Source organism: Streptomyces sp. NPDC051211, assembly GCF_040689505.1.
Lineage (GTDB): Bacteria > Actinomycetota > Actinomycetes > Streptomycetales > Streptomycetaceae > Streptomyces.
This window is the reverse complement of sequence record NZ_JBFBAV010000043.1, coordinates 1-24,357: the sequence shown is the minus strand read 5'-3', so window position 1 is coordinate 24,357 and position 24,357 is coordinate 1. Positions and strand designations below refer to the sequence as shown.

General features: G+C 73.9%; 20 protein-coding genes and 1 pseudogene. 10 read left to right on the top strand and 11 right to left on the bottom strand.

What is annotated here, in order from left to right; all coding sequences use genetic code 11:
* Positions 1–8: 8 nt before the first annotated feature.
* The 9 genes from AB0447_RS29835 to AB0447_RS29795 form a co-directional block, all read right to left on the bottom strand.
* Positions 9–959, bottom strand: coding sequence for a glutamate ABC transporter substrate-binding protein (locus tag AB0447_RS29835; RefSeq protein ID WP_366479974.1), 951 nt, complete (start codon positions 957–959; stop codon positions 9–11).
* Between the two features lie 110 nt (positions 960–1,069).
* Entirely contained in the window at positions 1,070–2,380 is a 1,311-nt protein-coding gene (locus AB0447_RS29830) for a hypothetical protein (protein ID WP_366479973.1), read from the bottom strand.
* A 297-nt stretch (positions 2,381–2,677) separates the two neighbouring features.
* Positions 2,678–3,697, bottom strand: a complete 1,020-nt coding sequence (locus AB0447_RS29825; protein ID WP_366479944.1) for a BadF/BadG/BcrA/BcrD ATPase family protein — start codon at positions 3,695–3,697, stop codon at positions 2,678–2,680.
* Complete coding sequence (locus AB0447_RS29820) at positions 3,688–4,959, bottom strand: 6-phospho-beta-glucosidase (RefSeq protein WP_366479943.1); 1,272 nt, start codon at positions 4,957–4,959, stop codon at positions 3,688–3,690. Before AB0447_RS29820 ends, AB0447_RS29825 begins: the two co-directional genes overlap by 10 nt.
* 6 nt (positions 4,960–4,965) lie before the next feature.
* Positions 4,966–5,799: a carbohydrate ABC transporter permease gene (locus AB0447_RS29815; protein ID WP_366479942.1), complete on the bottom strand. Its 834-nt coding sequence runs from the start codon at positions 5,797–5,799 to the stop codon at positions 4,966–4,968.
* Positions 5,799–6,749, bottom strand: coding sequence for a sugar ABC transporter permease (locus AB0447_RS29810; protein WP_366479941.1), 951 nt, complete (start codon positions 6,747–6,749; stop codon positions 5,799–5,801). Before AB0447_RS29810 ends, AB0447_RS29815 begins: the two co-directional genes overlap by 1 nt.
* Positions 6,750–6,758: 9 nt before the next feature.
* The gene (locus AB0447_RS29805; protein ID WP_366479940.1) at positions 6,759–8,093 is read right to left on the bottom strand and encodes an ABC transporter substrate-binding protein; all 1,335 of its coding nucleotides are present in this window, start codon (positions 8,091–8,093) and stop codon (positions 6,759–6,761) included.
* 111 nt (positions 8,094–8,204) lie between these two features.
* Positions 8,205–9,386 (bottom strand): ROK family transcriptional regulator, encoded by a 1,182-nt coding sequence (locus tag AB0447_RS29800; RefSeq protein ID WP_366479972.1) that lies wholly within the window; start codon positions 9,384–9,386, stop codon positions 8,205–8,207.
* 178 nt (positions 9,387–9,564) lie between these two features.
* Positions 9,565–10,665: a mechanosensitive ion channel domain-containing protein gene (locus AB0447_RS29795; protein WP_366479939.1), complete on the bottom strand. Its 1,101-nt coding sequence runs from the start codon at positions 10,663–10,665 to the stop codon at positions 9,565–9,567.
* Between the two features lie 261 nt (positions 10,666–10,926).
* Here AB0447_RS29795 and AB0447_RS29790 point away from each other — a divergent pair, with 261 nt between their 5' ends.
* On the top strand, positions 10,927–11,463 hold the full coding sequence (locus AB0447_RS29790) for an HNH endonuclease (protein WP_366479938.1): 537 nt from the start codon (positions 10,927–10,929) through the stop codon (positions 11,461–11,463).
* Positions 11,464–11,764: 301 nt separating this feature from the next.
* Here the strand turns inward: AB0447_RS29790 and AB0447_RS29785 are convergent, their stop codons facing one another.
* The gene (locus AB0447_RS29785; protein ID WP_366479937.1) at positions 11,765–14,797 is read right to left on the bottom strand and encodes a beta-N-acetylglucosaminidase domain-containing protein; all 3,033 of its coding nucleotides are present in this window, start codon (positions 14,795–14,797) and stop codon (positions 11,765–11,767) included.
* A gap of 228 nt (positions 14,798–15,025) precedes the next feature.
* Here AB0447_RS29785 and AB0447_RS29780 point away from each other — a divergent pair, with 228 nt between their 5' ends.
* Genes AB0447_RS29780 through AB0447_RS29770 form a run of 3 tightly spaced genes read left to right on the top strand, consistent with a single transcriptional unit; the run spans position 15,026 to position 17,668 of the window.
* Entirely contained in the window at positions 15,026–15,223 is a 198-nt protein-coding gene (locus AB0447_RS29780; protein WP_366479936.1) for a hypothetical protein, read from the top strand.
* 22 nt (positions 15,224–15,245) lie between these two features.
* Positions 15,246–17,411, top strand: coding sequence for a 4-alpha-glucanotransferase (gene malQ, locus AB0447_RS29775; protein WP_366479935.1), 2,166 nt, complete (start codon positions 15,246–15,248; stop codon positions 17,409–17,411).
* Positions 17,412–17,431: 20 nt separating this feature from the next.
* The gene (locus tag AB0447_RS29770) at positions 17,432–17,668 is read left to right on the top strand and encodes a hypothetical protein (protein ID WP_366479934.1); all 237 of its coding nucleotides are present in this window, start codon (positions 17,432–17,434) and stop codon (positions 17,666–17,668) included.
* 133 nt (positions 17,669–17,801) lie between these two features.
* On the opposite strand, the gene AB0447_RS29765 is transcribed toward AB0447_RS29770, so the two are convergent.
* Complete coding sequence (locus AB0447_RS29765) at positions 17,802–18,293, bottom strand: MarR family transcriptional regulator (RefSeq protein ID WP_366479933.1); 492 nt, start codon at positions 18,291–18,293, stop codon at positions 17,802–17,804.
* A gap of 94 nt (positions 18,294–18,387) precedes the next feature.
* On the opposite strand from AB0447_RS29765, the gene AB0447_RS29760 reads away from it, so the two are divergent.
* The 6 genes and pseudogenes from AB0447_RS29760 to AB0447_RS29735 all read left to right on the top strand — a co-directional run.
* On the top strand, positions 18,388–19,656 hold the full coding sequence (locus tag AB0447_RS29760; RefSeq protein WP_366479932.1) for an MFS transporter: 1,269 nt from the start codon (positions 18,388–18,390) through the stop codon (positions 19,654–19,656).
* A gap of 55 nt (positions 19,657–19,711) precedes the next feature.
* Positions 19,712–20,653: an EamA family transporter gene (locus AB0447_RS29755; protein ID WP_366479931.1), complete on the top strand. Its 942-nt coding sequence runs from the start codon at positions 19,712–19,714 to the stop codon at positions 20,651–20,653.
* Between the two features lie 40 nt (positions 20,654–20,693).
* Positions 20,694–21,626 (top strand): DMT family transporter, encoded by a 933-nt coding sequence (locus tag AB0447_RS29750; RefSeq protein WP_366479930.1) that lies wholly within the window; start codon positions 20,694–20,696, stop codon positions 21,624–21,626.
* Positions 21,627–21,635: 9 nt separating this feature from the next.
* Positions 21,636–22,550, top strand: coding sequence for a LysR family transcriptional regulator (locus AB0447_RS29745; protein WP_366479929.1), 915 nt, complete (start codon positions 21,636–21,638; stop codon positions 22,548–22,550).
* Positions 22,551–22,600: 50 nt separating this feature from the next.
* On the top strand, positions 22,601–24,250 hold the full coding sequence (locus AB0447_RS29740; protein WP_366479928.1) for an FG-GAP-like repeat-containing protein: 1,650 nt from the start codon (positions 22,601–22,603) through the stop codon (positions 24,248–24,250).
* 14 nt (positions 24,251–24,264) lie between these two features.
* Positions 24,265–24,357: pseudogene (locus tag AB0447_RS29735) on the top strand (FAD-dependent monooxygenase); the annotation flags it as partial.

Below are 24,357 nucleotides of genomic sequence, written 5' to 3'. Positions count from 1 at the left end.
CACCCCGCTCAGTCCCGGTACTTCGGTGCCGGGGGCGCGCCGACGCCGCGCAGGTCGGCCTTCAGATGCCGGTCGTACGAGGTCATCCAGGGACTGCTCCCGCCGCCCGCCCGGTAGTTCTCCAGCACCTTGTTGACCCGGCGTACCAGATCGGTCGCGTCCCGGTTCATCGCCACCCCGTAGAACTCCTTGGTGAACGGACTGCCCACCAGCTCCACCGAGGGGTCCTGGGCGGCCTGCCCGGCCGCCAGCGCGTTGTCCGTGACGATCCCCTCGACCTCGCCCAGCTGGAGCCGCACCAGGCAGTCCAGCTGGTTGGGCACGCTCACCGGGACCGAACCGTACGACTCGTTCTTCAGCGCCGCCTCCGCCGTGGACCCGGCCGCGGTACAGATCCGCTTCCCCTTCAGCGTGCCGTCGTACCCGGTGATCCCGGAGTTCTTCGGGGCCAGCACCTGCTGCCCGGCCTCGAAGTAGGCGGTGGAGAACGCCACCTCCTCCAGCCGCTTGCAGTTGATGGTCATGGTCCGCACCACGATGTCGACGCGGCCCTCCTTCAGTGCCGGGACGCGCTGGCTGGTGGGAATGGCCCGGTAGATCACCGCGTCCGGGTCGCCCAGGATGTCCTGCGCGATCGCCCGCACCAGATCGATGTCGAACCCGGTCAGCTGACCGGTCGCCGGATCCCGGTACCCCCACCGGAAACTGTTCTGGTCCACACCCGCGACCAGCTTCTTCGCCGCCTTGATCCGCTGGATCGCCGCGCCGTCCAGGCCGTTCGGGCGCAGGCTCGCCTCCGGGTCCCGGCAGGTGTCCGCACCCGGCAGCGCCGGGGCCACCGCGGGCAGCCGGGCCGACCGGCCGGCCGTCTGCCCGGCGGGCGGCCCGCCGGCGCCCGGGGCGCCGTGGGCCAGCGGCAGCAGCACCGCCGCGGCCGTCACCGCACAGGCCCCGGCCATGGCGGTCACCCCGCCCCAGCCGCGCAGCCGGCTCCGGTGCCCTCGCCCGGCCGGGCGCACGACCTCGCCGCCGTCGCCCTCGCTCCCGTACCGCCCCGTGCGCATCCGCATCACCTGTACTCCGAAAGCCTGCGCCCGATACCGAGCAGCGCCGCCACCGCGCCCACGACCGCCAGGGCCGCCGCACCCGTCACCAGCCCGCCCAGCGCGGCCAGACCGCCCCGGGCCGCCTCGGTGAACTCCCGCTGCTCGTGGGCGACCGCCTGCTCCAGGCTGGCGTCCACGGTGTCGAACGAGGCCCCGCTGCTGGTCCGGTCCCAGGACACCCTGTTCTTGTCGAGGCCGCCGATGACCTGGGGCAGCGCCAGCTCGTAATCGCCCTTCACATCGCTCTCACGGGCCGCCGCGTGCCGCTCCCGCCACTGCTTCACGCCCTGTGCCGCCTGCTCGACCGGGGTGCGGCCCGCGCCGTCGTCGGCCAGCCGCAGGGCCGCCGTCAGGCCCGCGTCCAGATCCTTCATGTTCCGCACGTGGTCCACGTCGTACCGGTCGGACTTGCCGTCCTCGGCGAGGACGGCACCCCGCGAGATCAGGGTCAGGTTCTCGTTCGCCCGCGCCTGCAGCGAGGCGATCCGGGCGTCGTTGAGCACCTTCAGCGACTCCTGGCCGTGCGCCCGCGCCTCGTCCAGCCCCGACCGGGCCATGGTGTGGCCGAGCGCCAGCCACAGCAGCACCACCGTCGAGGCCGCGGTCGCCGCCAGCAGCCCGTGGTTGAACACCCGGTTGGTCCGCCGGTAGTTGCGCCGCTGCGCCCACACCAGGGCCGCCAGGGCCAGCACGCCGGTGCCCAGCGAGGCCAGCGGCCAGGACCGGGCCGCGTCGTGGTCCGCGTACAGCCGGCGGGTCTCCGCCTCGTACAGCCGCTGCGCGGCGGGCAGCAGCTGGCTGCTCATCTGCTCGTTGGCGTACCGCAGATAGGCCCCGCCGAGCGGCAGACCCTGCCGGTTGGTGGCGCGGGCCTGCTCGATCAGCCCGGTGTAGCGCGGCAGCTGCTCGCCGAGCAGCGCGATCTCGCGCCGGGACTCGGCTCCGGCACCGGCGTGCGCGGCTGCCTTCACCAGCAGCCGGGAGGCGTTCGCGATGTCCTTCTCGTACCGCTCGCGGACCGCCCGCGACTCCTGCCCGCCCGCGAGGAACCCGCCGGCCGAGGTGGTGTCGGCGTCGGCGAGGGAACGGTAGATGCTGGCCGCGTCCGCGCTCAGCGGCTGACTGCGGTGCACCACGTCGTCGGCCGCCGCGGTCCGGTCCGCGATCTGCCAGGCCGTCACCGCGCCGAAGGCCACCACCAGCACGGCCAGCACGGCCCCGATGATGCGCAGCCGCCCGGGCTCGGTCGTGGCGGCCCCGCGGACCCGGTCCACGCCCTCCGCCCACGCGGTGCGGCGCGGCCGCGGCGGGGGCGCGGCGGTGCCGCCCTCCGGCGCGGGCGCGCTGGTGATCGTGGCCACCTGACCTCCCCCTGGTCGCGGACTACTGCTGTCGTCGCAGCAGTATGGCCGTACCGACGGCCGTGCACAGCATCAGGTGGCGGATCGTGGCCGATCGTGGCGGATCTCCGTCGATCCGCCCCCGCCGCCCTTCACCGGCAAATACGTCCGCACGAGCGCCGCGGTTCCGCCCCGCGGTCGGCCCCGCGGTTCCGCTTCGTGGTTCCCCCTTCACACCGGGACGCGCGACCCCTCCGGGAACTGGGTGCGGAGCCTCTCGTACGCCGCCGGCGCCGAACCGACCGCGTCCAGCCCCAGCAGGGCCGCGCCGAGCACCGGCGGTGCCAGGACCACCGAGATCCGGGCGAGCGGGGCCCGTTCGGCGAGGCCCGCCGCGATCCGGTCGTTGAGCTGCGGATGCCGGGCGGCCAGCACACCGCCCCCCAGCACCACCGGAACCTCCTCGTCCAGCAGGTCCAGCCGGTCCAGCGCCACCGACGCCATGGCCACGATCTCGTCGGCCTGCCGGTGCACCAGCGACAGCGCCACCAGGTCCCCGGCGGCCGCCACCGCGAACAGCACCGGCGCCAGCTCGTGCCGCCGCCCGCCCGGGATGCGGCCCAGGTGCAGCGCCTCGATCAGCGCGTACACCGAATCGAGGCCGAAGTGCGCCGGCAGCGCACGGGCCAGCTCCGTCGCCTCCCCCCGCCCGTCCTCGGCCCGGGCCGCCCACCACAGGGCCTCCTCGGCCAGTCCGCCCCCGCCGCCCCAGTCGCCGGAGATCCGGCCGACCGCGGGGAAGCGCGCGGTCCGGCCGTCCGGGGTCATCCCGACGCAGTTGATGCCCGCCCCGCACACCACGGCGACGCCGCGGGGCTCGGTGCCCGTGGGCAGCCCGGCCCGCAGCAGCGCGAAGGTGTCGTTGTGCACCGCTGTCACCCGGCCCCAGTTCCGGCGCCGGATCTCCCGGGCCAGCTGCCGCTCCTCCACCGGGAAGTCGGCGTTGGCCAGGCAGGCCGACACGTGCTCGGCCCAGGGCGCGGCCCGGTCCCCGTCCCGCATCCCGGCGGCGGCCAGCGCCTCGGCCAGCACGTCGACGGCCTGCGCCGGCCCCGTCCGGGACGGCTGGAAGCCGCCGGCCCGCCCGGAGCACAGCACCGACCCGTCCGCATCCAGGAGCGAGACGTCCGTCTTGCTGTTGCCCGCGTCGATCGCCAGGACCGCCGCTTGCCGGGGACGGGTCACGCCCATGCCAGGTGCTCCTTGTTGTGCGCGAGCAGCCGGTCCGTGAGGCCCTCGGCCCGGTCGAACTGCCCCACCAGTGGGTGCGCGAGCAGCGCCCTGAACACCCGCTCCCGCCCCCCGCGCAGCGCCGCGTCCAGCGCCAGGTCCTCGTACGCCGACACGTGCGCGATCAGCCCCGCGTACAGGGGGTCGAGCGGCGGCACGGCCAGAGGCACCGGACCGGACCCGTCACCGCCGCGGACCTCGGCCTGCACCTCGATGACGGCGTCGTCGGCGAGGAACGGCAGGGTGCCCCGGTTCAGGGTGTTGACGACCTGCACGGGGGAGCCGCCGCCGAGCAGGGCCGCGGCCAGGTCCACGGCCGCCTCCGAGTAGAAGGCCCCGCCGCGCCGGGCCAGCAGCTCCGGCTTCTCGTCCAGCGCCGGATCGCCGTACATGTCCAGCAGCTGCCGCTCCATCGCGGCGACCTCGGCGGCCCGCGAGGGCTTCTCGCCCAGCTCCCGGACCACCTCGTCGTGCGCGTAGAAGTACCGCAGGTAGTACGAGGGGACGACGCCGAGCCGGTCCAGCACGGTCCGCGGCAGGTGCAGGTCGGCGGCGAGGGCGTCGGCGTGCCCGGCCAGCAGCTCCGGCAGCAGGTCCGCGCCGCCCGGCCCGCCCCGGCGGACGCCCAGCTCCCAGGTGAGGTGGTTCAGCCCGACGTGGTCCAGGTGCAGTTCGGCGGGCGCCAGGTCCAGCAGCTTCGCGAACTTCCGCTGGAAGCCGATGGCCACGTTGCACAGGCCGACCGCCTTGTGGCCGGCCTGCAGCAGGGCGCGGGTGACGATGCCGACCGGGTTGGTGAAGTCGATGATCCAGGCGTCCGGGCTGGCCCGCCGGACCCGTTCGGCGATGTCCAGCACCACCGGCACGGTGCGCAGCGCCTTCGCCAGGCCCCCGGCGCCGGTGGTCTCCTGCCCCACGCAGCCGCACTCCAGCGGCCAGGTCTCGTCCTGCTGCCGGGCCGCCTGCCCGCCCACCCGCAGCTGAAGCAGCACGGCATCGGCACCGGCCACCCCGGCCTCCAGGTCGGAGGTGGTGGTGACGACCCCCGGACGCCCCTGCCTGGCGAAGATCCGCCGGGCCAGTCCGCCGACCAGCCGCAGGCGCTCGGCGGCCGGATCGACGAGGACGAGCTCACCGACCGGCAGGGTGTCGCGCAGCCGCGCGAAACCGTCGACCAGCTCGGGCGTGTAGGTGGAACCGCCGCCCACCACTGCGAGTTTCATGAATGCCTAACCCTTCACTCCGGTCAGGGTGACGCCTTCCACGAACGCCTTCTGGGCGAAGAAGAAGAGGACGATCACCGGGGCCATGACCAGCACCGTGGCGGCCATGGTGAGGTTCCAGTCGGTGTGGTGCGCTCCTTTGAAGGACTCCAGGCCGTAGCTGAGGGTCCATGCGGCGGGGTTGTCGGAGGCGTAGATCTGCGGGCCGAAGTAGTCGTTCCAGAGGCAGAAGAACGAGAACAGGGCGACCGCGGCGATGCCCGGCCGGGCCATCGGCAGGACCACCCGGAGCAGGGTGCGGAACTCGCCGCAGCCGTCGACCCGGGCCGCGTCGAGGTACTCGTCGGGGATGGTCAGCAGGAACTGGCGGAGCAGGAAGACGGAGAAGGCGTCGCCGAAGGCCAGCGGGATGATCAGCGGCCACAGGGTGCCGGACAGGTCCAGCTGCTTCGCCCAGAAGAGGTACATGGGGATGACGACCACCTGCGGCGGCAGCATCATCGTGGCGATCACCAGCAGCAGGGAGATCCGCTGCCCGCGGAACCGGAACTTGGCCAGGGCGTACGCCACCGGGACGGAGGAGGCCACGGTCAGCAGGGTGCCCAGTCCCGCGTACAGGAGGGTGTTGCGCCACCAGGTCAGGAAGCCGGGGGTGTTCCACACCTCGGCGTAGTTCTCCCACACCCAGGTGTCCGGCACCAGGTCCCGGGTGAGGGCCTGCTGATCGGTCATCAGGGAGGTGAGCAGGACGAACACGAACGGCAGGACGAAGAAGAGGGCCGCGGCCACCCCGAGGGAGTGGACGGCGATCCAGCGGAGCACGGCCTTGCGGTGGAGCACTACCGCCCACCTCCGATCAGGCCGCCGCGGCGGCGCATCAGCAGGGCCGTGAAGGCCATGCAGAGGGCGAACAGGACCAGGGCGAGCACGCAGGCGGTGCCGTAGTCGAAGCGCTGGAAGCCGACGTTGTAGACGATCTGCGGCAGGGTCAGGGTGGACTTGTCGGGGTAGCCGGGTTCGAACTGCTGGCCCGAGCCGCCGATCACGCCGGCCGCCACCTTCCCCGCGACCAGCGGCTGGGTGTAGTACTGCATGGCCTGGATCACGCCGGTGACCACCGCGAACAGGATGATCGGCGAGATGTTCGGCAGCGTGATGTGGCGGAACCGCTGCCAGGAGCCGGCGCCGTCCAGCTCGGCCGCCTCGTACTGCTCCTTCGGTACGTCGAGCAGCGCCGCCATGAAGATCACCATCAGGTCGCCGACCCCCCACACGGCCAGTACGGTCAGCGCGGGCTTGGACCAGCCGGCATCGGTGAACCAGCCGGGCTGCGGCAGCCCCATCCCGTCGAGCAGGGCGTTGACCGGGCCGGTGCCGGGGTTCAGCAGGAACACGAAGGAGAGGGTGGCGGCCACCGGCGGGGCCAGATAGGGCAGGTAGAACAGGGTCCGGAAGACCCCCCTGCCGGTCTTGAGCTTCGTGACCAGGAGGCCCACGCCGAGGCCGAAGACGACCCGGCAGGCCACCATCACCACGACCAGCCACAGCGTGTTCCGCATCGCCGGCCAGAACAGCGGGTACTGGCTGAAGACATACGTCCAGTTGTCCAGCCCGTTGAAGACGGGCGGCCGGAAGCCGTCGTACTTCATGAAGGAGAAGTAGACGGTGGACAGGAGCGGGTAGGCGAAGAAGACGCCGAACCCGATCAGCCAGGGCGACATGAACGCCGCGGTCCGCAGGGCGGACCGGCGGCGCTTCGCCCGCAGTGTGTGCGTGTGCGTCGAGGGCATCGGCTCGGGCTACTTCGCCTTCGCGATGTCCGTGTCGATCTGCGCGTCCGCCTTGGCGAGGGCCGCCGGCAGGTCGGCGACAGCACCCTTCTCGTGCGCGTAGCCCAGGTCCTGGAAGGTCAGCTGGTAGGTGCCGCCGTCCGCCTGCGGCGGGGTGGTGGAGGACTTGGGGTGCTTGGCGATCTCCAGGAACGTCTTGAAGTTCTCGTCCACCCGGAGCTTCGGCGAGGCCAGCGCCTCGATCGTGGACGGCACGTTGTGGATGGCGTTGGCGAAGGCCACCACCGCCTCGGTGTCGGTGGTCATGTACTTCACCAGCTCCCAGGCCGCGTTCTGTTTCGTGCTGACCGAGGCGATGCCCATGATCGTGCCGGAGACGTAGCCCTTGCCGTAGTCGGCGGCCTGCTCGTCGGGGACCGGTAGCGGCGCGGTGCCGATCTCGAACGCCACCCCGGCGTCCTCGGCCATGGAGGGCCGCCACTCGCCGTCGATCTGCATGGCGACCTGCCCCTTGTGGAAGGGGTGTTCGGCACCCCACTCGTCACCGAAGGAGGCCCGGAACCTCTCCAGCTTCTCGTACCCGCCCAGCTTGGCCACCAGGTCCTTCTGCGCGGTCAGCATCTTGGCGAACGCCGGGTCCCGGGCGAGGTTCGACTTGCCGTCCGGGGTGAAGTAGGTGGGGCTCCACTGCGCTGCCAGCCGCATCGGGGTGGTCTCGTAGCCGTGGAAGGTCGGCATCAGCCCGACCTGCTCGTAACCGTCCCCCTTGGGCTTGGTGAGCTTCTGCGCGACCTCGGTGAACTCGCTCCAGGTCCTGGGCGGGGCGGTGATGCCGGCCGCCTTGAAGGCATCCTTGTTGTAGACCAGCCCGTAGGCGTCGTTCAGCAGCGGCAGGGTGCACTGGTTGCCCTCGAACCGGGTGTAGTTCAGCAGGGACTGCGGGAACACCTTCGCCGTGTCGATCTTCGACTTGGCCAGGAAGGGGTTCAGGTCGGTGAAGGCGCCGGAGTTGCAGAACTTGCCCACGCTGTCGGTGGTGAAGGAGGACACCACGTCCGGTGCCTTGTCGCCGCCCGCCCGCAGCGCCTGGTTGATCTTGTCGTCGGTCATGTTGCCGGTGACCTTGACCTTGATGTTGGGGTGGGCCGCCTCGAACCGCCGGATGTTCTCCTCGATGGCCTTGACCTCGCTCGGTGCGGACCAGCCGTGCCAGAAGGTGAGCGTGACGTCCGCGGCCGGGTCGTCGTCGGCCTTGTTCCCGGCCGAGCCGGTACAGGCGGTGGCGAGCACGGATATCGCGGCGGCCAGGGCCGCGGCGGCGGTCGGGCGGGAGATTCTGGGCATGGCGGTGTCACTCTCTGCGCGGGGATCTTCCTGAGGGGTGCAGGGGAAACGCGGTGGAGCGGTTCAGCGGTCCGGCCGTGGAGCGGTTCAGCGGTCCGGCCGTGGAGCGGTTCAGCGGCGCGTGGTGTCGAACACCTCGTCGCGGGTGGCGGCCAGGGCGCTCTCCAGCGCCCCGCGGAGCACGGGCAGTTCCCGCACCTCGCCGGTGACCAGGCGGGGCCGGGAGGGGGCGAGGTCGGCGAGTTCGGCGGTGAGCAGTTCGTGCAGCGGCTCGCCGCCGGCGCCGATCACGGCGCCGGACAGCACCACGATCTCCGGGTCGAGTACGGCGACCAGGGAGGCGAGGCCGGTGGCGAGGGCGGTGGCGTAGGACCGGAGGAGCTTCAGGTGGGCGCCCTCCGGCCGGGCGGCGGCCCGGCTCAGCAGGGCCACGGCGGCCGCGACCTCGGCACCGTACGCGGAGGACTCCTCGGCCGGCTCCGGTGCTTCGATGCCGAGCTCGGCCGCGAGCACCGGAACCACCTGTACGCCGGCCAGCTCCTGGTAGCCGCCCGAGTTGACCCGGGTGACCTGCCGGACCAGCGGGTGGCCGGTGACCGGCAGGAAGCCGACCTCGCCGGCGCCGCCGGTCCAGCCGCGGTGCAGCCGGCCGCCGAGCACCAGGGCGGCGCCCAGACCGTCCTCGTTCCACAGCAGTACGAAGTCCTCGTGGCCGCGGGCGGCGCCCAGGCGCTGCTCGGCGACCGCGGCGAGGTTGACGTCGTTCTCGTACTCCACGGGCATCGGCAGGGCGGCCGCCAGCTCGTCGAGCAGGGTGGGGGAGTGCCAGCCGGGGAGGTGGCTGGCGTAGCGGAGGGCGCCGGTGTGCGGGTCGAAGGCGCCGGGGGTGGCGATGACCAGCCGGTGGATGTGGGAGGTCTCCAGTCCGGCGGCCCGCACGGCTCCGTCGAGGGCGCGGGTGACCTGGTCGACGACCCGGCCGGCCCGGCCCGGGGTGGGCAGCTCGAAGGTGCCGGCGACCTCCCCGGCGAGGTCGGCGACGGCGGCCCGGATCCGGTCGGGGGTGACGTCGAGCCCGGCCACGTGGGCGGCCGCGGCGTTCAGCGCGTACAGCTGGGCATTGGGGCCGGGGCGGCCGCTCGCCGTGCCGGTGGCGATCACCAGCCCGGCGGCCTCCAGCCGGGCCAGCAGCTGGGAGGCGGTGGGCTTGGACAGGCCGGTCAGCCGGCCGATCCTGGTGCGGGAGAGCGGGCCGTGGGCCAGCAGGAGCTCGAGCGCGGCCCGGTCGTTCATGGCGCGCAGCAGGCTGGGGGTTCCGGGGGTGATGCTGGCCAAGGGACCGGGCTTTCTCTCGTACCGGCGTACCGGAGTGAACTGTTAGGGAAGTTTCCTATCAGCGCTCGGGGCGTGTCAATGCCGCTGCCCCGCAGACCTGGAGGTCTGCGGGGCAGCGGTTGCCGGTGTTCGGGGGCTACTTGGTCAAGCGCGGCCGGTCCAGGGCCGGCTGCGGGACCGGCTGCGGGATCGGGGTGGCCGCCAGGGACTGCGGGGAGGTGGGGTTGGCCAGCGCCGACGGCGGGGCCACGGTCGCCGCCAGGTCCGGGGCCGCAGCCTCCTCCTCGTCCCCGGCGGGCAGGCCGCCGACGATCCGGATCCCGGCCGCGTCGAAGGCCTCCTTGATCCGCCAGCGCAGCTCGCGCTGCACGGCGAACTGCTTGCCCGGCATGGTCTTCGCGGAAATGTTCACGGTCATCGAGGCCAGCAGCACCTCGCCCAGGCCGAGTACCTCCACGGGGCCCCACAGGTGCTCGTCCCAGGGGTCCTCCTTCGCCATGGTGTCGGCGACCCCCTGGATGATCTCCTTGACCCTCTTCAGGTCCTCGGTCGGCCTGACCTGCACGTCGACCATCGCGGTCGCCCAGCCCTGGCTGAGGTTGCCGATCCGCTTGATCTCGCCGTTGCGCACGTACCAGACCTCGCCGTTGTCGCCGCGCAGCTTGGTCACCCGCAGGCCGACCTCGACCACCTCGCCGGACGCCACCCCCGCGTCGATCTTGTCGCCGACCCCGTACTGGTCCTCCATGATCATGAACACGCCGGACAGGAAGTCCGTCACCAGGTTCCGGGCGCCGAAACCGATCGCCACACCGGCCACACCGGCACTCGCCAGCAGCGGCGCCAGATCGATCTTCAGGGCGGCCAGCACCATCAGCGCGGCCGTACCCAGGATCAGGAAGGAAGCAACCGAACGGAGGACCGAGCCGATCGCCTCCGAGCGCTGCCGCCGCCGCTCGGCGTTCACCAGCAGCCCGCCCAGCGCCGTGCCCTCCACGGCCTCCGCACTGGTGTTCATCCGGTTTATCAGCTTGGTCAGCGCCTTGCGGACCACCGAGCGGACCACCGCCGCGATCACGACGATCAGCAGGATCCGCAGGCCGACGCTCAGCCAGGTGGCCCAGTTCTCCTCGAGGAAGCTCGCGGCGTTGGTGACGCTTTCCTGAGCCTCTTGGACGCTGGTCGGCGCGTCCGGGACGTCGGCTGCCAGGGGTAGCAGAGTGGCGGGCCAGGGCACGACAGGAACCTCCAGGTGTAGCGACCTGCCCGAGGAAAGGGGTGTACGGGCAGGCCTTCCACACTAACGGGGCATCGGCTCCACTCTGTTGCCATGTTCGAGGGAGAGACCAGACTCACCTGGGGAAGTACCAGGTGTGGTTGAAAACACTTCCGACCCGTTACGGGCACGTGGTGGCGCTTCGGCCAGCCGTGAGGAGAGACTGAGAGCAGATCGTCCCGGCGCGAGCCACGCGCCGCCGGCGTACAAGGAGGCATCCGCGTGCCACACGTCCTGGTCCTCAATGCGTCGTACGAGCCCCTCGGCGTCGTACCGCTCCGCCGCGCGCTCGTCCTCGTCCTGGAGAACAAGGCCGTCTCCCTGGAGGAATCCGGCGCCTTCCTGCACAGCGCGACACGGGCCGTCCCCGCTCCCAGCGTGGTCAGGCTCAAGCGCTTCGTGCGGGTCCCCTACCGGGGGCCCGTTCCACTCACCCGGCGAGCACTGTTCGCCCGGGACGGCGGCCGCTGCATGTACTGCGGCGGCGTCGCCACCAGCGTCGACCACGTCATCCCGCGCAGCCGGGGCGGCCAGCACGTATGGGACAACGTCGTCGCCGCGTGCCGCCGCTGCAACCACGTCAAGGCCGACCGCCACCTGGTCGACCTCGGCTGGCGCCTCCGCCACCAGCCGGCCCCGCCGTCCGGCCTGGCCTGGCGCATCATCGGCACCGGCCACCGCGACCCGCGTTGGATGCCCTACCTCCAGCCGTACGGCGCCGACGACGCCCTGGACCGCATCGGAGCCGCCGCCTCCTGACCGCAACGCCGGCGGAGCCGGGATGCCGCGCAGCGGCATTTCCGGCCCGCCGGCGTTTTGGGCGCCCCCGACCCCCCGGCGGGGCCGGAGCCCCACCCGGCCCCGCCGGCGTTTGAGGCGCGGGGTGTGGGGCAAGGCCCCGCGTGCTCGGGCGAAGCCCCGCTTGCGAAGGGTTGGTGGCCGGCCGCGGCGCCGTCGCCGGGGGCCGGCCCCCGGACCTCCGCGCCTCAAACGCCGGCGGGGCTGGAATTGCCGCCCCGCGGCAACCCAGCCCGCGGCGGGTACTGCCGGCCTCGCCGGGCTACGGCACCACCGCGTACATCTCCGCGGACCACAGCGAACACCCGTACTCCGTCGCCCGCGCATCGCACACGACCCGCACGAACCGCGTGTCCGCCGCATCCATCCGGACCGGCTCCCGGCCCGGCCCCGCCCCGGCCACCGTCGCCGACGTGCGCCACGTCACCCCGTCCGCCGAGGTCTCCACCCGGTACGCCGACGGGTACGCGTCCTGCCAGTGCAGGACCACCTGCCCCAGCCGCACCGGCGCCGCCAGTTCCGCCTGCCACCACGCCCCGTCCTCCGCCGGCGAGGACCAGCGGGTCGTGGCGAGGCCGTCCACGGCCGCCGAGGCCGGGAAGTCCGGGGTCTCGTCACCCGAGGAGCTCACACCGGCCGTCCGGGCCAGGTCCGGCCCGCCGGTGCGCGGGAACGCCCGCACCGTCAGGGTGCGGGACTCCCCGCCGAAGCTGACCGGGACCTCGTACACCCCCGCCGGCGTGCCCTCCGGAACCGTCACCTCGACCGGGACGGCCACCGCCGTCCCCCGCGGCACCGTCGTCTCCGCCGGCACCTCCACCTTGATGCCCTCCGGCGGCTTGGCCGACAGCGAGCCGCGCACCTCACCGGGCCGCAGCGCGGAGAGCTCCGCCGCCACCCGCTGCGGCCGGCCGCCGATCTCCGCGTCCGCCCGCCCGCCGCCGCCCAACTCGAACCGGGCCTGCGGCCCGTCCGCGAACCACGGCACCAGCCCGCGCACCGCCGGCGCCTCGCCGGCCCACACCAGCCGGACCGCGTCCGCCCGCAGGCCGGCCGCGTCCGCCTGGGTCCAGCCGGAGCCAGCCGCCTCGCCGAGCTTGCGCCAGCCCTCACCGGGCACGTGCGCCTCCACCGAGGCCCCGCGGACCTGTGGGGTCAGCGGGTCCGTCATCACCGTGACGGCGGACACCGGGCGCGGCCGGTCCAGCCGCAGCGTCCAGGAGCCGGCCTCCTTGCTGACCGGGCCCGCCGCCGGCCGGCCCGCGCCCGTCCAGGTGTCCGCCTCGGCCGCCGCCTTCGCCAGGAACGGGTCCAGTACGCCCTTGCCGACGGTCGCCCCCGGCCCGGCCGTCGCCGCCGTACGGGCCTGACCCAGCGCCAGGTACGCCCGCCAGGCCGCCGCACCGTCCCCGTGCGCCTGGGCCCGCAGCGTGTCCACGGCCAGCTCGCCGGCCGTCCCGTACTGCGCCAGCCGGTCCAGCCAGGGGCCGGCCTCCAGGGCGAGCTGCTCACCCAGCCGCTCCCGGGCCTGCCGCATCACGGTGAAGGCCGCCCGCAGCCGGTCCGCGGCCCGGTCCAGGGCCGCCCGGTCGCCGGAGGCCCGGGCCCGCCAGAACTCGTCCATCAGCGGCCGCAGGTACGCGGACTCGGGCTGGCCCAGCGCCGAGGACGCGGTGTTCCCGGCGAGCGCCGTCAGCCCTTCGCGGGCCCGCGCGTCCCCGCCGGCCAGCTCGGCGACGGCCGCCTCCCAGGACGCCCCGGCCCGGTACCCGCGCGGATTCCACGCGAAATCGGCCGCGGTGAACAGCGGGATCCGGGACAGGGTGCCCTGCTGGGCCGCATTGGCCAGCAGCCCCGCCGAACCGTTGGCCACGGCCGGCTCGCGGCCGGCGTACGCGCCCAGGTAGATCCGGCCCGGCTCCCAGTCGTTGACCGGGTAGTTGTCCATGGTGACCAGCGGATGCCCGAAGGCCGCGCGGGCCCCGGCCAGTTCCTTGCCGGTGATGGTGCGCGGCAGCACGCCGACGCCCGTCCAGGCCACCTCGACCCGGCCGTCCAGGGCGGCGGCCAGCGCGCTGCGGTAGGCGGTGGCGCCCTCCTGGTAGTACTCGGTGGGCATCAGCGACAGCGGGGCCGCGCCCGGGTGCTGCCGGGCCAGCCCGGCCGCGAGCTCACCGGCGACCTCGGCGTGCGCCCGTGCCGCCGCCTCCGGGCCCTTGCCGTACCGCTGCCGGTCCGCCGCACAGCCCCACTCCGTGTAGCTCACGTCCTGGAACTGCAGCTGGAAGGCGCGGAAGCCCAGCTCCCACATCGCCTCCAGCTTGCGCAGCAGCGCCCTGCGGTCGCCCGCCGAGGACAGGCACATGGACTGACCCGGAGCCACCGCCCAGCCGAGGGTCACCCGGTTCGCGGCCGCCCGGGAGGCCAGCGCCGCGAACTCCTCGCGCTGCGCGGCCGGGTAGTCCTCGCGCCAGCGGGCCTGCCGGAACACGTCGTCGCCGGGCGCGAGGAGATACCGGTTCTGCTTGGTGCGGCCCATGAAGTCCAGCTGCGCCAGCCGCTGTTCCAAGCTCCACGGCTCCCCGTAGAACCCTTCGGTGATGCCGCGCACCGGGGCGGCCGGCCAGTCCCGGACCACCGCGCCGGGAATCTTCCCCGGGGTGGCCGCGAGGAGCTGACGCAGGGTCTGGGCGGCGTGGAACAGCCCGTCCTCGCCGACTCCGGCCAAGGCCACCGTGTCCCGCCCGCCGTCCCGGCCGACCGCCAGCCGGTAACCGCCGGCGGGCAGTTCCTCGGCCGGGCCGGCACCGAGCGCCCGCAGGGCCGCCTCGGCGTCCGCGCCCTGGACCCGGAAGACGGTGCCGCGCGCGGGCAGCGGCGCGTACGCGTCCTGTTCGCGCAGGGTCCGCACTCCGGCGGCGCGCAGCGCGGTGCGGATCACCTCGACGGCGTGCGGATCGGCCCCGGGCGGCAGTACCAGTACGGCCTCGGCGCCGAGCGGGACTTCGCGGGACCGGTCGGCGGTCAGGGACTGCGGGCGCGGCCAGACGGCGGGGCCCTGCGGGGCGCCGACCGGATCGGCGGCGGGGCCGCTGGCCAGGCCGGTCGCCGGAGCCGTTGCCGGACCGGTCGCCGGGCCGGTCGCCGGGGCGGCGGGGTCGGTGTCCGGGGCCGTCGGGGAGGGCGGGGAAGGGTCGGCGAAGGCCGCCGGTGGTCCGGCGGTGGCGCCGCCGAGCAGGGTGCCGACCACGGCAACCGCCACGGCCGTGGCCCGCTTCCTCCCGCTGAGCTGCACGCTGTCTCCTCGTTCCGAGTCGGCCCCCCCGCTCGTACGAATGAGCCCGAGCCCACCACCCGTGCGGCTCAAGTGTCAATGCACGCGAGTGTTCTGACCGTTATGCCCCAGGAATGTGTGGCACCGGGATGGGTAGGGCTGCGGTGTTCTGCGTTCCGCGGCGCGAACCCGTGCTGTGCCGGCGCCGCGCAACCCCGCACCCGAGGATCCGCACGAAGGAGTGCCCCGATGCCTGCCCGCCCCCGTTCCAAACGCCCCGCCGCCCCGCTGCACTTCCGGCTCCCCCGGCAGGCCGCCGGCCCCCTCACCAGCGAACCCCCGCTCGCCGACACCGCCCACGCCCCGCTGACCAGCGAACCCCCGCTCACCGACGAGGCCCCGCTGACGAGCGAGCCCACCACGCCCGCCGCCGCGGCGGGCTTCTAGCGGACGACAAGGACCCGACCCCATGGACGACCTCGCCCGGCTCGCCGCCCTCTACGGCGTCGCCACCTCCTACCGGCCGGCCGAGGACGTCACCGTCCGGGTGCCCGAGCGGACCGTCCGGGAGGTGCTCGGGCTCCTCGGGGCGGTCGCCGACACGGCCGAGGACGTCACCGTTCGGCTGGCCGAGGCCGTACGGGAGGCCGCGGCCCGGCTGCTGCCCCCGACCCTGGTCCACTGGGAGGGCGGTGCGGCGGCGGCCGCCCTCGCGGAGCTGCCGCCGGGCACCCGGCTGCGGGTGGAACCGGAGGACCGGGACGACCGGGTCGGCCGGGTCGGCCGGGACGACCGGGACGACCGGGACGACCGGGTCGGCCGGGCCGGCCGGGAGGCCCCCGAGCCCGTCGAGTGGGCGGCCGCCCCCGGTACGCCGCTGCCGCCCGGACTCCCGTACGGAGTGCACCGGATCACCGCCGCGGCCCCCGACGGCCGCACCGGCGCGGCCACCCTGATCGTCGCCCCGGACCGGGCCCCGGCCGCGCCCGGCCGCACGTACGGGCTGCTCGTCCAGCTGTACTCGCTGCTGTCCGAACGGTCCTGGGGCATGGGCGACCTCGGCGACCTGGCGGCGCTGGCCCGCTGGGCCGGCCGCACCCACGGGGCCGGGTTCATCCAGGTCAACCCGCTGCACGCGGCCGTGCCGGGCACCCCGACCGACCCGTCCCCGTACCGGCCCTCCTCCCGCCGCTTCCCCGACCCGGTGCACCTGCGCATCGAGGACGTCCCCGAGTACGCCGACTGCCCGGACCGGGACGTGCTGTCCTGCCTGGCCCAGCAGGGCGCGGAGCTGAACCGGCAGGTGCTGGAGAAGGGTGCGCTGATCGACCGCGACGCGGTCTGGGCGCTGAAACGGGCCGCGCTGGAACGCCTGTACGCCGTCCCGCGCAGCCCGCGGCGCGAGGCCGAGTACGCCCGGTTCCGTGCCGCCGGGGGCCCCGCCCTGGACCGGCACGCCCAATGGGCCGCGCTGGCCGAGCGGTACGGCCCCGACCGGTCCGGGTGGCCGGCGCACCCCGAGGCCGACGGGGAAGTTGAGGAAGCCGGGGAAGCCGGGCCCGGCAGTGCGGAATTCCACCGCTGGCTGGCCTGGTTGACCGACACCCAGCTGGTCGCGGCCCAGCAGGCGGCCCTGGACGCCGGAATGACGGTCGGTCTGGTCCACGACCTGGCGGTCGGAGTGCACCCGGAGGGCGCGGACGTCTGGGCCGAGCCCGGCCTGTACGCCGGGCACACGACGGTCGGCGCCCCGCCCGACGCCTTCAACGCCCGCGGCCAGGACTGGAGCCTGCCCCCGTGGCGGCCGGACCGGCTGGCCGAGGCCGCGTACGGCCCCTACCGGCAGCTGCTGCGCTCCGTGTTCCGGTACGCCGGCGCGCTCCGCATCGACCATGTGATGGGCCTGTTCCGGCTCTGGTGGATCCCGGAGGGCAGCCCGCCCGCGGAGGGCACGTACGTCGGCTACGACGGCGAGGCGATGCTCGCGATCCTGGTGCTGGAGGCGCACCGGGCGGGTGCGCTGGTGATCGGGGAGGACCTGGGGACGGTCGAGCCCGGGGTCCGCGAGGCGCTGGCCCGGCGCGGGGTGCTCGGCACCTCGGTGCTGTGGTTCGAGCGGGACTGGACGGGCGGCGGACGCCCGCTGGACCCGGCGGCCTGGCGGGCCGACTGCCTGGCCACCGCCACCACCCACGATCTGCCGCCCTCCGCCGCCAAGCTGGCCGGGGAACACGTGGAACTGCGGGACCGGCTGGGCCTGCTGACCCGCCCGGCGGCCGAGGAGCGGGCGGCGGACGCCGCCGACACCGCCGAGTGGCTGGGCGTACTGGCCGGGCTCGGCCTGGACACCAAGACCGAGGAGGAGGCCGTGCACGCCCTGTACGCGTTCCTGCTCGGCACGCCGGCCCGGCTGGTCGGGGTGTGGCTGCCGGACGCGGTGGGGGACCGGCGGCCGCAGAACCTGCCGGGGACCTGGGACCAGTACCCGAACTGGCGGCTGCCGGTCGCGGACGGCTCCGGGCGGCCGGTGACGCTGGAGCGGCTGGCGGCCTCGCCCCGCGCGCAGGCCCTGCTCAGGGCGGTGCGGGAGCAGGCGGAGCCCCGTACGGCACCCCCGGGCGCGCGGCTCGTTTAGGTGTTCGCTACGTTTGCACCGTGGACAAGAAGAACGCTCTGCGCGCCGGCGCCGTCACGGCCGGAACGACGCTGATGATGCTGCTGATGACGTCTCCCGCGCTCGCGCTGACGCGTGACGACGGTGACGACCCGGGTCCGGGCCTGAGCATTGCCGACACGCTCGGCCTGTACGTGGCCGCGCCGATCGTGCTGTTCCTGGTCATCGCGGGTCTCGTGATGGTCGGCGACAAGTCGCGCAAGCAGGAGTCCAAGTAGGTTTCCGACGGCTGGGCCGGTCCGGGCGGCACTGCCGCGCGGGCCGGCCCGTCCGCGTGCCCGGCCCGTCCGCCTGCCCTGTTCCCGTCCGGGTGGTGCGGCTCCCGGACCCGGGCCCGCACCACCCGGATGCTCAGACCCCGGCCAGCAGTTTCCGCAGCAGGCCGCTGAGCGTCTCGGCCTCCTCCTCGGTCAGTCCGGACAGTGCCGCCCGCTGCACCTCCAGGCCGGCCACGACCGCCTCGTCGACCAGCGCGAGGCCCTTCTCGGTGATGGTGACCTGAAGTCCCCGCCGGTCGTGCGGATCGGGCTTGCGGCAGAGCAGCCCGGCCTTCTCCAGCTTGTCCAGCCGTCCCGTCATCCCGCCCGTGGTGAGCATCAGCGTCGCCGAGAGCTGGCGGGGCGAGAGCGTGTACGGCTCCCCGGACCGGCGCAGGGTGGCGACGACGTCGAACTCGCCCCGTGAGATCCCGTACCGGGCGTAGGTGCGTTCGATTGCGTCGCCCATGGCCCGGCCGATCCGGTAGATCCGGCCGAAGACCCCCATCGGGGCGACGTCCAGTTCCGGGCGTACCGCGTTCCACTGGGCGGTGATCGCGTCCACCGCGTCCGCGTCCTTGTTCATGTCTCCCAGTATCCCAGAAATTCGCTTGCCAGAAAGTAGCTTAGCGATAAGCTACTTGCGAGCGATCTACTTCAGGGGTTCAGGGGGAACTGTGATGGCGCGTATCGAGGGAGAACGGTCCCTGCTCGTCGGAGCCGGGGTCAGCGCGGTCGGGATCGGCATGTACGTTCCGTTCACCCTGGTCTTCTTCCACCACGTCACCGGCCTCTCCTTCGCCGTGGTCGGCATGGTCCTCACCGCCACCGGCCTGACCGGCCTCGCCTTCATGCCGCTGGCCGGCTCGGCCGTCGACCGGTTCGGCGCCAAGCGGGCCAACCTGGTCCTCTACGCCGTCCGGGCCGTCGGCTTCGCGCTCTACCCGCTCGCGACCTCGCTGCCCGCCTTCGCGGCCGTCACCCTGATCACCGCGCTGGCCGACCGGTCCTTCCCGGTGGTCCAGCAGTCCCTGATCGGCGAGGTCGCGCACGGCTCCGCCCGGGACCGGCTCCAGGCCTCCCTGCGGGCCCTGCAGAACGCCGGCATGGGCGCCGGAGCCCTGCTGGTCTCCGGGGTCCTCGCCCTGTGGGGCACCGACGGCTTCACCTGGACCGCCCTCGGCAACTCCCTGGCCTTCGCCCTCGCAGGACTGCTCGTCAGCCGGGTTCGCCCGGTGCGGGACGGCGCGACCGGCTCCGCCAAGCGGCCGCCCGCCGGATACCGGATGGTGCTGCGCGACCGCCCCTTCCTGGGCCTGACCGCCGCCAACTTCCTGACCGCGCTCGGCTACTCCGCCCTCTCCGTGCTCTTCCCGCTGTACATCGCCACCTGGCTGCACGGCCCCGACTCGCTGACCGGCGCCGCCTTCACCGTCAACACCGCCCTGTGCGCCGGGATCGGCGTGCTCGTCGCGGGCCGGGTGCGCCGCTCCGGCGCCCGCCGCACCCGTTCGGCGGCCCTCGGCTCCCTGCTCTTCGCCGCCGCCTTCGCCGGCCAGATCGTGCTCGGCACCGTCCGCCCCGGCCAGACCGGTCTGCTGATCGCCCTGCTCGCCATCGTGGTCGTCTACACCGTCGGCGAGCTGATCCACAGCCCCTCCGGCGGGGCCCTGTCGGTCTCCGCCGCCCCCGAGCCGGTGCGCGGCCGCTACCTGGCCACCTACCAGCTCTCCTACTCGCTGGCCACCGCCCTCGCCCCGTCCCTGTTCACCGCCCTCCTCTCCGTCGACGGCCGGCTGCCCTGGGCGCTGCTCACCGTCGCCGCCCTCGGCGCCGCCCTGGCGCTGATCCGGCTCGAGCCGCACCTGCCCGCCGAGGCCGTGCACGCCGAGCCGCCCGCCCCGGCGGCGGCCGACGGCCCGCGCAGCCCCGCCCCTGCCGCCGTTTGAGTCTCCCCGCCGAGGCTTGCCACCTGATCTTCCTCACCATCGGAGGAGCCGCGCCGTGAACCGCACCGCCACCATCGCCCTGACCGCGCTCGCGCCCGTCTCCTGGGGCTCGACCTACTTCGTCACCACGGAACTGCTGCCGCCCGACCGGCCCCTGTTCACCGGGGTCATGCGAGCCCTCCCCGCCGGACTGCTGCTGGTCGCGGCCTCCCGCACGCTGCCCAAGGGCGCCTGGTGGTGGAAGTCCGCCGTGCTGGGCGCCCTCAACATCGGCGCCTTCTTCCCCCTGCTGTTCCTCGCCGCCTACCGGCTGCCCGGCGGAGTCGCCGCCGTACTCGGCGCCTTCGGCCCGCTGCTGGTCATCGGGCTGGCCGCGCTGCTGCTCGGCGAGAAGGCGAGCAGCCGCTCGCTGCTCGCCGCCATCGCCGCGGCGTTCGGCGTCGGCATGGTGGTGCTGAAGGCCGGGGCCGCGCTCGACCTGGTCGGCGTCCTGGCCGGCGTCGCCTCCACCGCGTCGATGGCCGCCGGCATCGTGATGACCAAGCGCTGGGGGCGCCCCGAAGGGGTCGGCCCGCTGGCCCTGGCCGGCTGGCAGCTCACCGCCGGCGGCCTGCTGATCCTGCCGGTCGCCGCCCTGCTGGAAGGCGCCCCGCCCGCCCTCGACGGCCGGGCCTACCTCGGCTTCGGCTACATGATGCTGCTCAACACCGGGGCCGCGTACTGGCTCTGGTTCCGCGGCATCGGCCGGCTCAGCGCCACCTCGGTGACCCTGCTCGGTCCGCTCTCCCCGCTCACCGCCGCCGTGATCGGCTGGGCCGCGCTCGGCCAGGCGCTCTCGCCGGTGCAGCTGGCGGGTATGGCGATCGCCTTCGCCGCGACCGTGGTGGGTCAGCTGCCGCCCAAGCCGCCCCGGTCGGCCAAAGAATCGTTCAGTAAAACTAAACAGATCGATCAAAAGTTTTCGATGGACCTGACCAATGACGAGGTGCGACGGTAGGTCCCTCACACCGCTCCAACCACCCGAGGGGGAGATAGCCGTGGCCGTCCTGGACCGCGTCCGTACCGCTCCGCACCAGCCGGAGACCCGCACCGCGCAGGCGAAGAAGGGAGCCGCCGGCCTCGGCGTCCTGCTCGCCCTCGTGGCCACGGTCGTCTGGTCCGGCAGCTTCGTCGCGACCCGGGGCATGGCCGACAGCGTCCCGCCCGTGCAGGCCGTCTTCTGGCGCTGGATCATCGCGATCGCCGCCGTCGCCCCGCTCGCCGCCCGGGAGGCCTGGCGGCAGCGGGACCTGATCCGCCGCCACCTCGGCTACGTCTCGCTCGCCTCGTTCTTCGGCATCGCCCTCTACAACACCCTCGTCCACCAGGCCGGACTGACCACTTCCGCCTCCAACATGGGCATGATCATGGCGGCCTCGCCAGTCGTCATGGCCGGCTTCGCCCGTCTCGGCGGCCAGAAGCTCGGCGCCGTCCGCACCTTCGGGATGCTGCTCGCCGCCTTCGGAGTGCTCCTGCTCGTCGGCAAGGGTTCGCTCACCATGGACTTCGCCGCCGGCGACCTGTGGATGTTCGGCGCCGCCCTGTCCTTCGCCTCGTACAGCGCGCTCCTCAAGCGCAAGCCCGCCGAACTCTCCGGCCTCACCTTCCTCCTCACCACCTTCGTCCTCGGCGCCCTGATGCTCGCCCCCGCCTACGCCGTCTCGGTCGCCGTCCAGGGCGGCTTCCAGGTCTCCGCCGGCACCGTCGGCCCGCTGCTCTACGTCGGCGTGTTCTCCTCGGCCGTCGCCTTCTTCGCCTGGAACAAGGCCGTCTCGATGATCGGCGCGGCCCGGGCCGGCGTCGTCTACTACCTGCAGCCCGTCTGCGTGGCCCTGCTCTCCTTCCTGCTCCTCGGGGAACAGACCGGCCCCGCCCAGCTCCTGTGCATGGCGCTGATCCTCGGCGGCGTCGCGCTGGGCGCCCGCCGGTAGGTTCTCCCCGTGACCGCCACGACCGAATGGGACATCAAGAAACTCCGCATCCTGCGCACGCTCAACGAGCAGGGCACGGTGACCGCGACGGCCGAGGCGCTGATGATGACGCCCTCGGCCGTTTCGCAGCAGCTGACCAACCTGGCCAAGCAGCTCGGCGTCCCCCTGCTGGAAGCCCAGGGCCGCCGGGTCCGCCTCACCGGCGCCGCACACCTGGTCCTGCGGCACGCCGAAGCCGTCTTCGCCCAACTGGAGCGGGCCGACGCGGAACTGGCCGGCTACCTGGCCGGGGAGGCCGGCGAGGTCCGGGTCGGCGCCTTCTCCACCGCCGTCCCCGCCCTGGTGGTCCCGGCCGTCGCCGCCCTCCGGCTGACCCACCCCGGCGTGGAGGTCCGCGTACGGGAGACCGACGCGGGGGAGGCGTACGAGCTGCTCTCGGCCGGCGCGGTGGACCTGGCCCTCTCCCTGGCGGCCCACGCCCCCACCGCCCGCGACCCCCGCTTCACCCGGATCCCCCTGCTCGCCGACCCGCTGGACGTGGCCCTGCCCCCGGACCACCCGCTCGCCACGGCCCCCGACCTGCACCTGGCGGACCTGTCCTCGGAGCCCTGGATCTACGGCGGCTCCGGCCCCTGGTCGGAGATCACCCGCACGGCGTGCGAGGCGGCCGGCTTCGTCCCGGAACAGGCCCACTCGGCGGCGGGCTGGACCGCGATCCTCGCCCTGGTCGAAGCGGGCATGGGCGTCGCCCTCATCCCCCGCATGGCGGCGAGCCGCGCCACCGGCGTCACCATCCGCGCCCTCCCGCACGACCGCCCGATCCGCCACGTCATCGCCGCGACCCGCCGCGGCGCCGATGCCGCCCCGGCGGTGGCCCGGGTCCTGGAGGCCCTGCGGGCCTTGGCGGAAACCCGCCCCGGATAGGCTGACCAGCTCATTCGTCATCTGAACGAGGGGGGAGCCGGATGAGGCCCATGCCACGGGAACGGAAGCGCTGGGGGACGGGGGCGGCCGGCGGGCTGGCTCTGCTGGCCGGACTGCTGTCCGGCGGAGCCACCCCGGTCGTCGCGGCCGAGGAACCGGTCCGGGTCCGGACCATCACGTACAACGCGTGCGCCGTCTCCACATGCCGGAACACCGTCGACACCGCCGACCAGTGGGCGGAGAAGTTCCGTGCCCGCGCCGCCTCCGAAGCCGGTCCCGCCGATGTGATCGCGTTCCAGGAGCTGTGCGACGGCCAGTACGAGGCGCTGAAGCAGAAGCTGGTCGGCTACGTCCCGGTGCGGGCCGCGGACAGCTTGGCGGACAACCGCTGCACCGCACGCTGGGGCGGGACGAACGGCTTCGGCCAGGCGTTGTTCGTCAAGGGCGAGGCGCCGTTCACCGCGTACTCGGCGGTGGTGAACGGTGCCGACGCGGGTGCCTCCGAGAAGCGCCGGGTGCTGTGCGCCAAGGGCCCCGTCGGCGGCCGGACCACGCTCGCCTGCGGCACGCACCTGGAGAAGACCCTGGCCGAGTACGGCAACTGGACGCCCGAGGTCATGCGCAACATCGCGGCCTGGGCCGCGGACGACCCGGTCATCCTCACCGGCGACTTCAACGCCGTTCCCTCCAACTCGGCCCTCGACCCGGTGGAAAGGGGCCTGTGCGGGGCCGGCCCGTTCGCAGAAGCCGACCGTGCCGGCAACAGGACGGCGTGGGGCGCGGAGGGCAGGTACCAGAACAAGTTCGACCACGCCTTCTTCGGCAGCCGGGACTTCAAGGTCATCGGCGCCAAGGTCGCCGACATCGACCTCACCCCGGTGGAGGACCACAAGCTGCTGTGGGCGGAGGCCGAGCCGGTGGACCGCACGCCCGCCGCGGTCTCCGGCGGCTTCGACGGCGACCGGTGCCCCGACCTGCTCGCCATCCGCAAGGACGGGCAGCTGCGGTCCTACCCGGGTGCGTACGGGGGCGCCTTCGGGCCGTCCACGACCCTCGGCGGGGACTGGACCGACGCCCTGGTCAGCCACCGTGGCGACTGGACCGGTGACGGGCACGAAGACGCCGTCGCACGGATCGGGGACGGCCTGCGGGTGTACCCCGGCGACGGCAAGGGCGGCCTCGGTGCCCCCCTGGCCATGGGCAACCGTCCGGAAAACTGGGGTACCACGACCCCGGTGAGCGTCGGCGACCTCGACAAGGACGGCAACCCGGACATCGTGGCCGTGGGCGCGAGCGGCGGACTGTACCTGCACCGGGGCGCGGCCGGCCCGCAGCCCGCCCTGCCCCACCCGGCCGTCCAGCTGGCTGCCACCGGCTGGAAGGGACTGACCCTCATCGCGCCCGGAGACGTCAACGGTGACGGCCGGGCGGACCTGTGGGCGATGGGGCCCGGCGGGCTGACGCAGTACCTCGCCACCGCCGACGGGAAGCTGGACGCCGGGTCCGTCCTCGACGCGGGCCTGACCCTCCCGGCAGGGGAACATGCCGTGTCCGTGGGCGACGGCGATCTGGACGGCCGCCCCGACCTCTGGACCACCCAGGCCGGGGACCTCGTGTTCCGGGCCGCCACCGGGACCGGCTTCGCCGCACCCGTCAAGGTCGGGACCGGCGGCTGGGGCTACGTCCACGACCTCGGCTGACGCTAGGGACGGCCCCGGACGGGGTGCAGCAGCTGCGCGCCGCCTACCTGGTGGGCGCCGACGGCGGGCAGAGCAGCGTCCGCAAGGCCGCCGGCTTCGACTTCCCC

Coding starts and splice junctions, on each gene's coding strand:
- AB0447_RS29805 (WP_366479940.1), bottom strand. CDS start 8,093: ATGCCCAGAATCTCCCGCCCGACCGCCGCCGCGGCCCTGGCCGCCGCG.
- AB0447_RS29780 (WP_366479936.1), top strand. CDS start 15,026: ATGCCTGCCCGCCCCCGTTCCAAACGCCCCGCCGCCCCGCTGCACTTC.
- AB0447_RS29760 (WP_366479932.1), top strand. CDS start 18,388: ATGGCGCGTATCGAGGGAGAACGGTCCCTGCTCGTCGGAGCCGGGGTC.
- AB0447_RS29740 (WP_366479928.1), top strand. CDS start 22,601: ATGCCACGGGAACGGAAGCGCTGGGGGACGGGGGCGGCCGGCGGGCTG.
- AB0447_RS29765 (WP_366479933.1), bottom strand. CDS start 18,293: ATGAACAAGGACGCGGACGCGGTGGACGCGATCACCGCCCAGTGGAAC.
- malQ (WP_366479935.1), top strand. CDS start 15,246: ATGGACGACCTCGCCCGGCTCGCCGCCCTCTACGGCGTCGCCACCTCC.
- AB0447_RS29835 (WP_366479974.1), bottom strand. CDS start 959: ATGGCCGGGGCCTGTGCGGTGACGGCCGCGGCGGTGCTGCTGCCGCTG.
- AB0447_RS29820 (WP_366479943.1), bottom strand. CDS start 4,959: ATGAAACTCGCAGTGGTGGGCGGCGGTTCCACCTACACGCCCGAGCTG.
- AB0447_RS29800 (WP_366479972.1), bottom strand. CDS start 9,386: ATGAACGACCGGGCCGCGCTCGAGCTCCTGCTGGCCCACGGCCCGCTC.
- AB0447_RS29825 (WP_366479944.1), bottom strand. CDS start 3,697: ATGGGCGTGACCCGTCCCCGGCAAGCGGCGGTCCTGGCGATCGACGCG.
- AB0447_RS29810 (WP_366479941.1), bottom strand. CDS start 6,749: ATGCCCTCGACGCACACGCACACACTGCGGGCGAAGCGCCGCCGGTCC.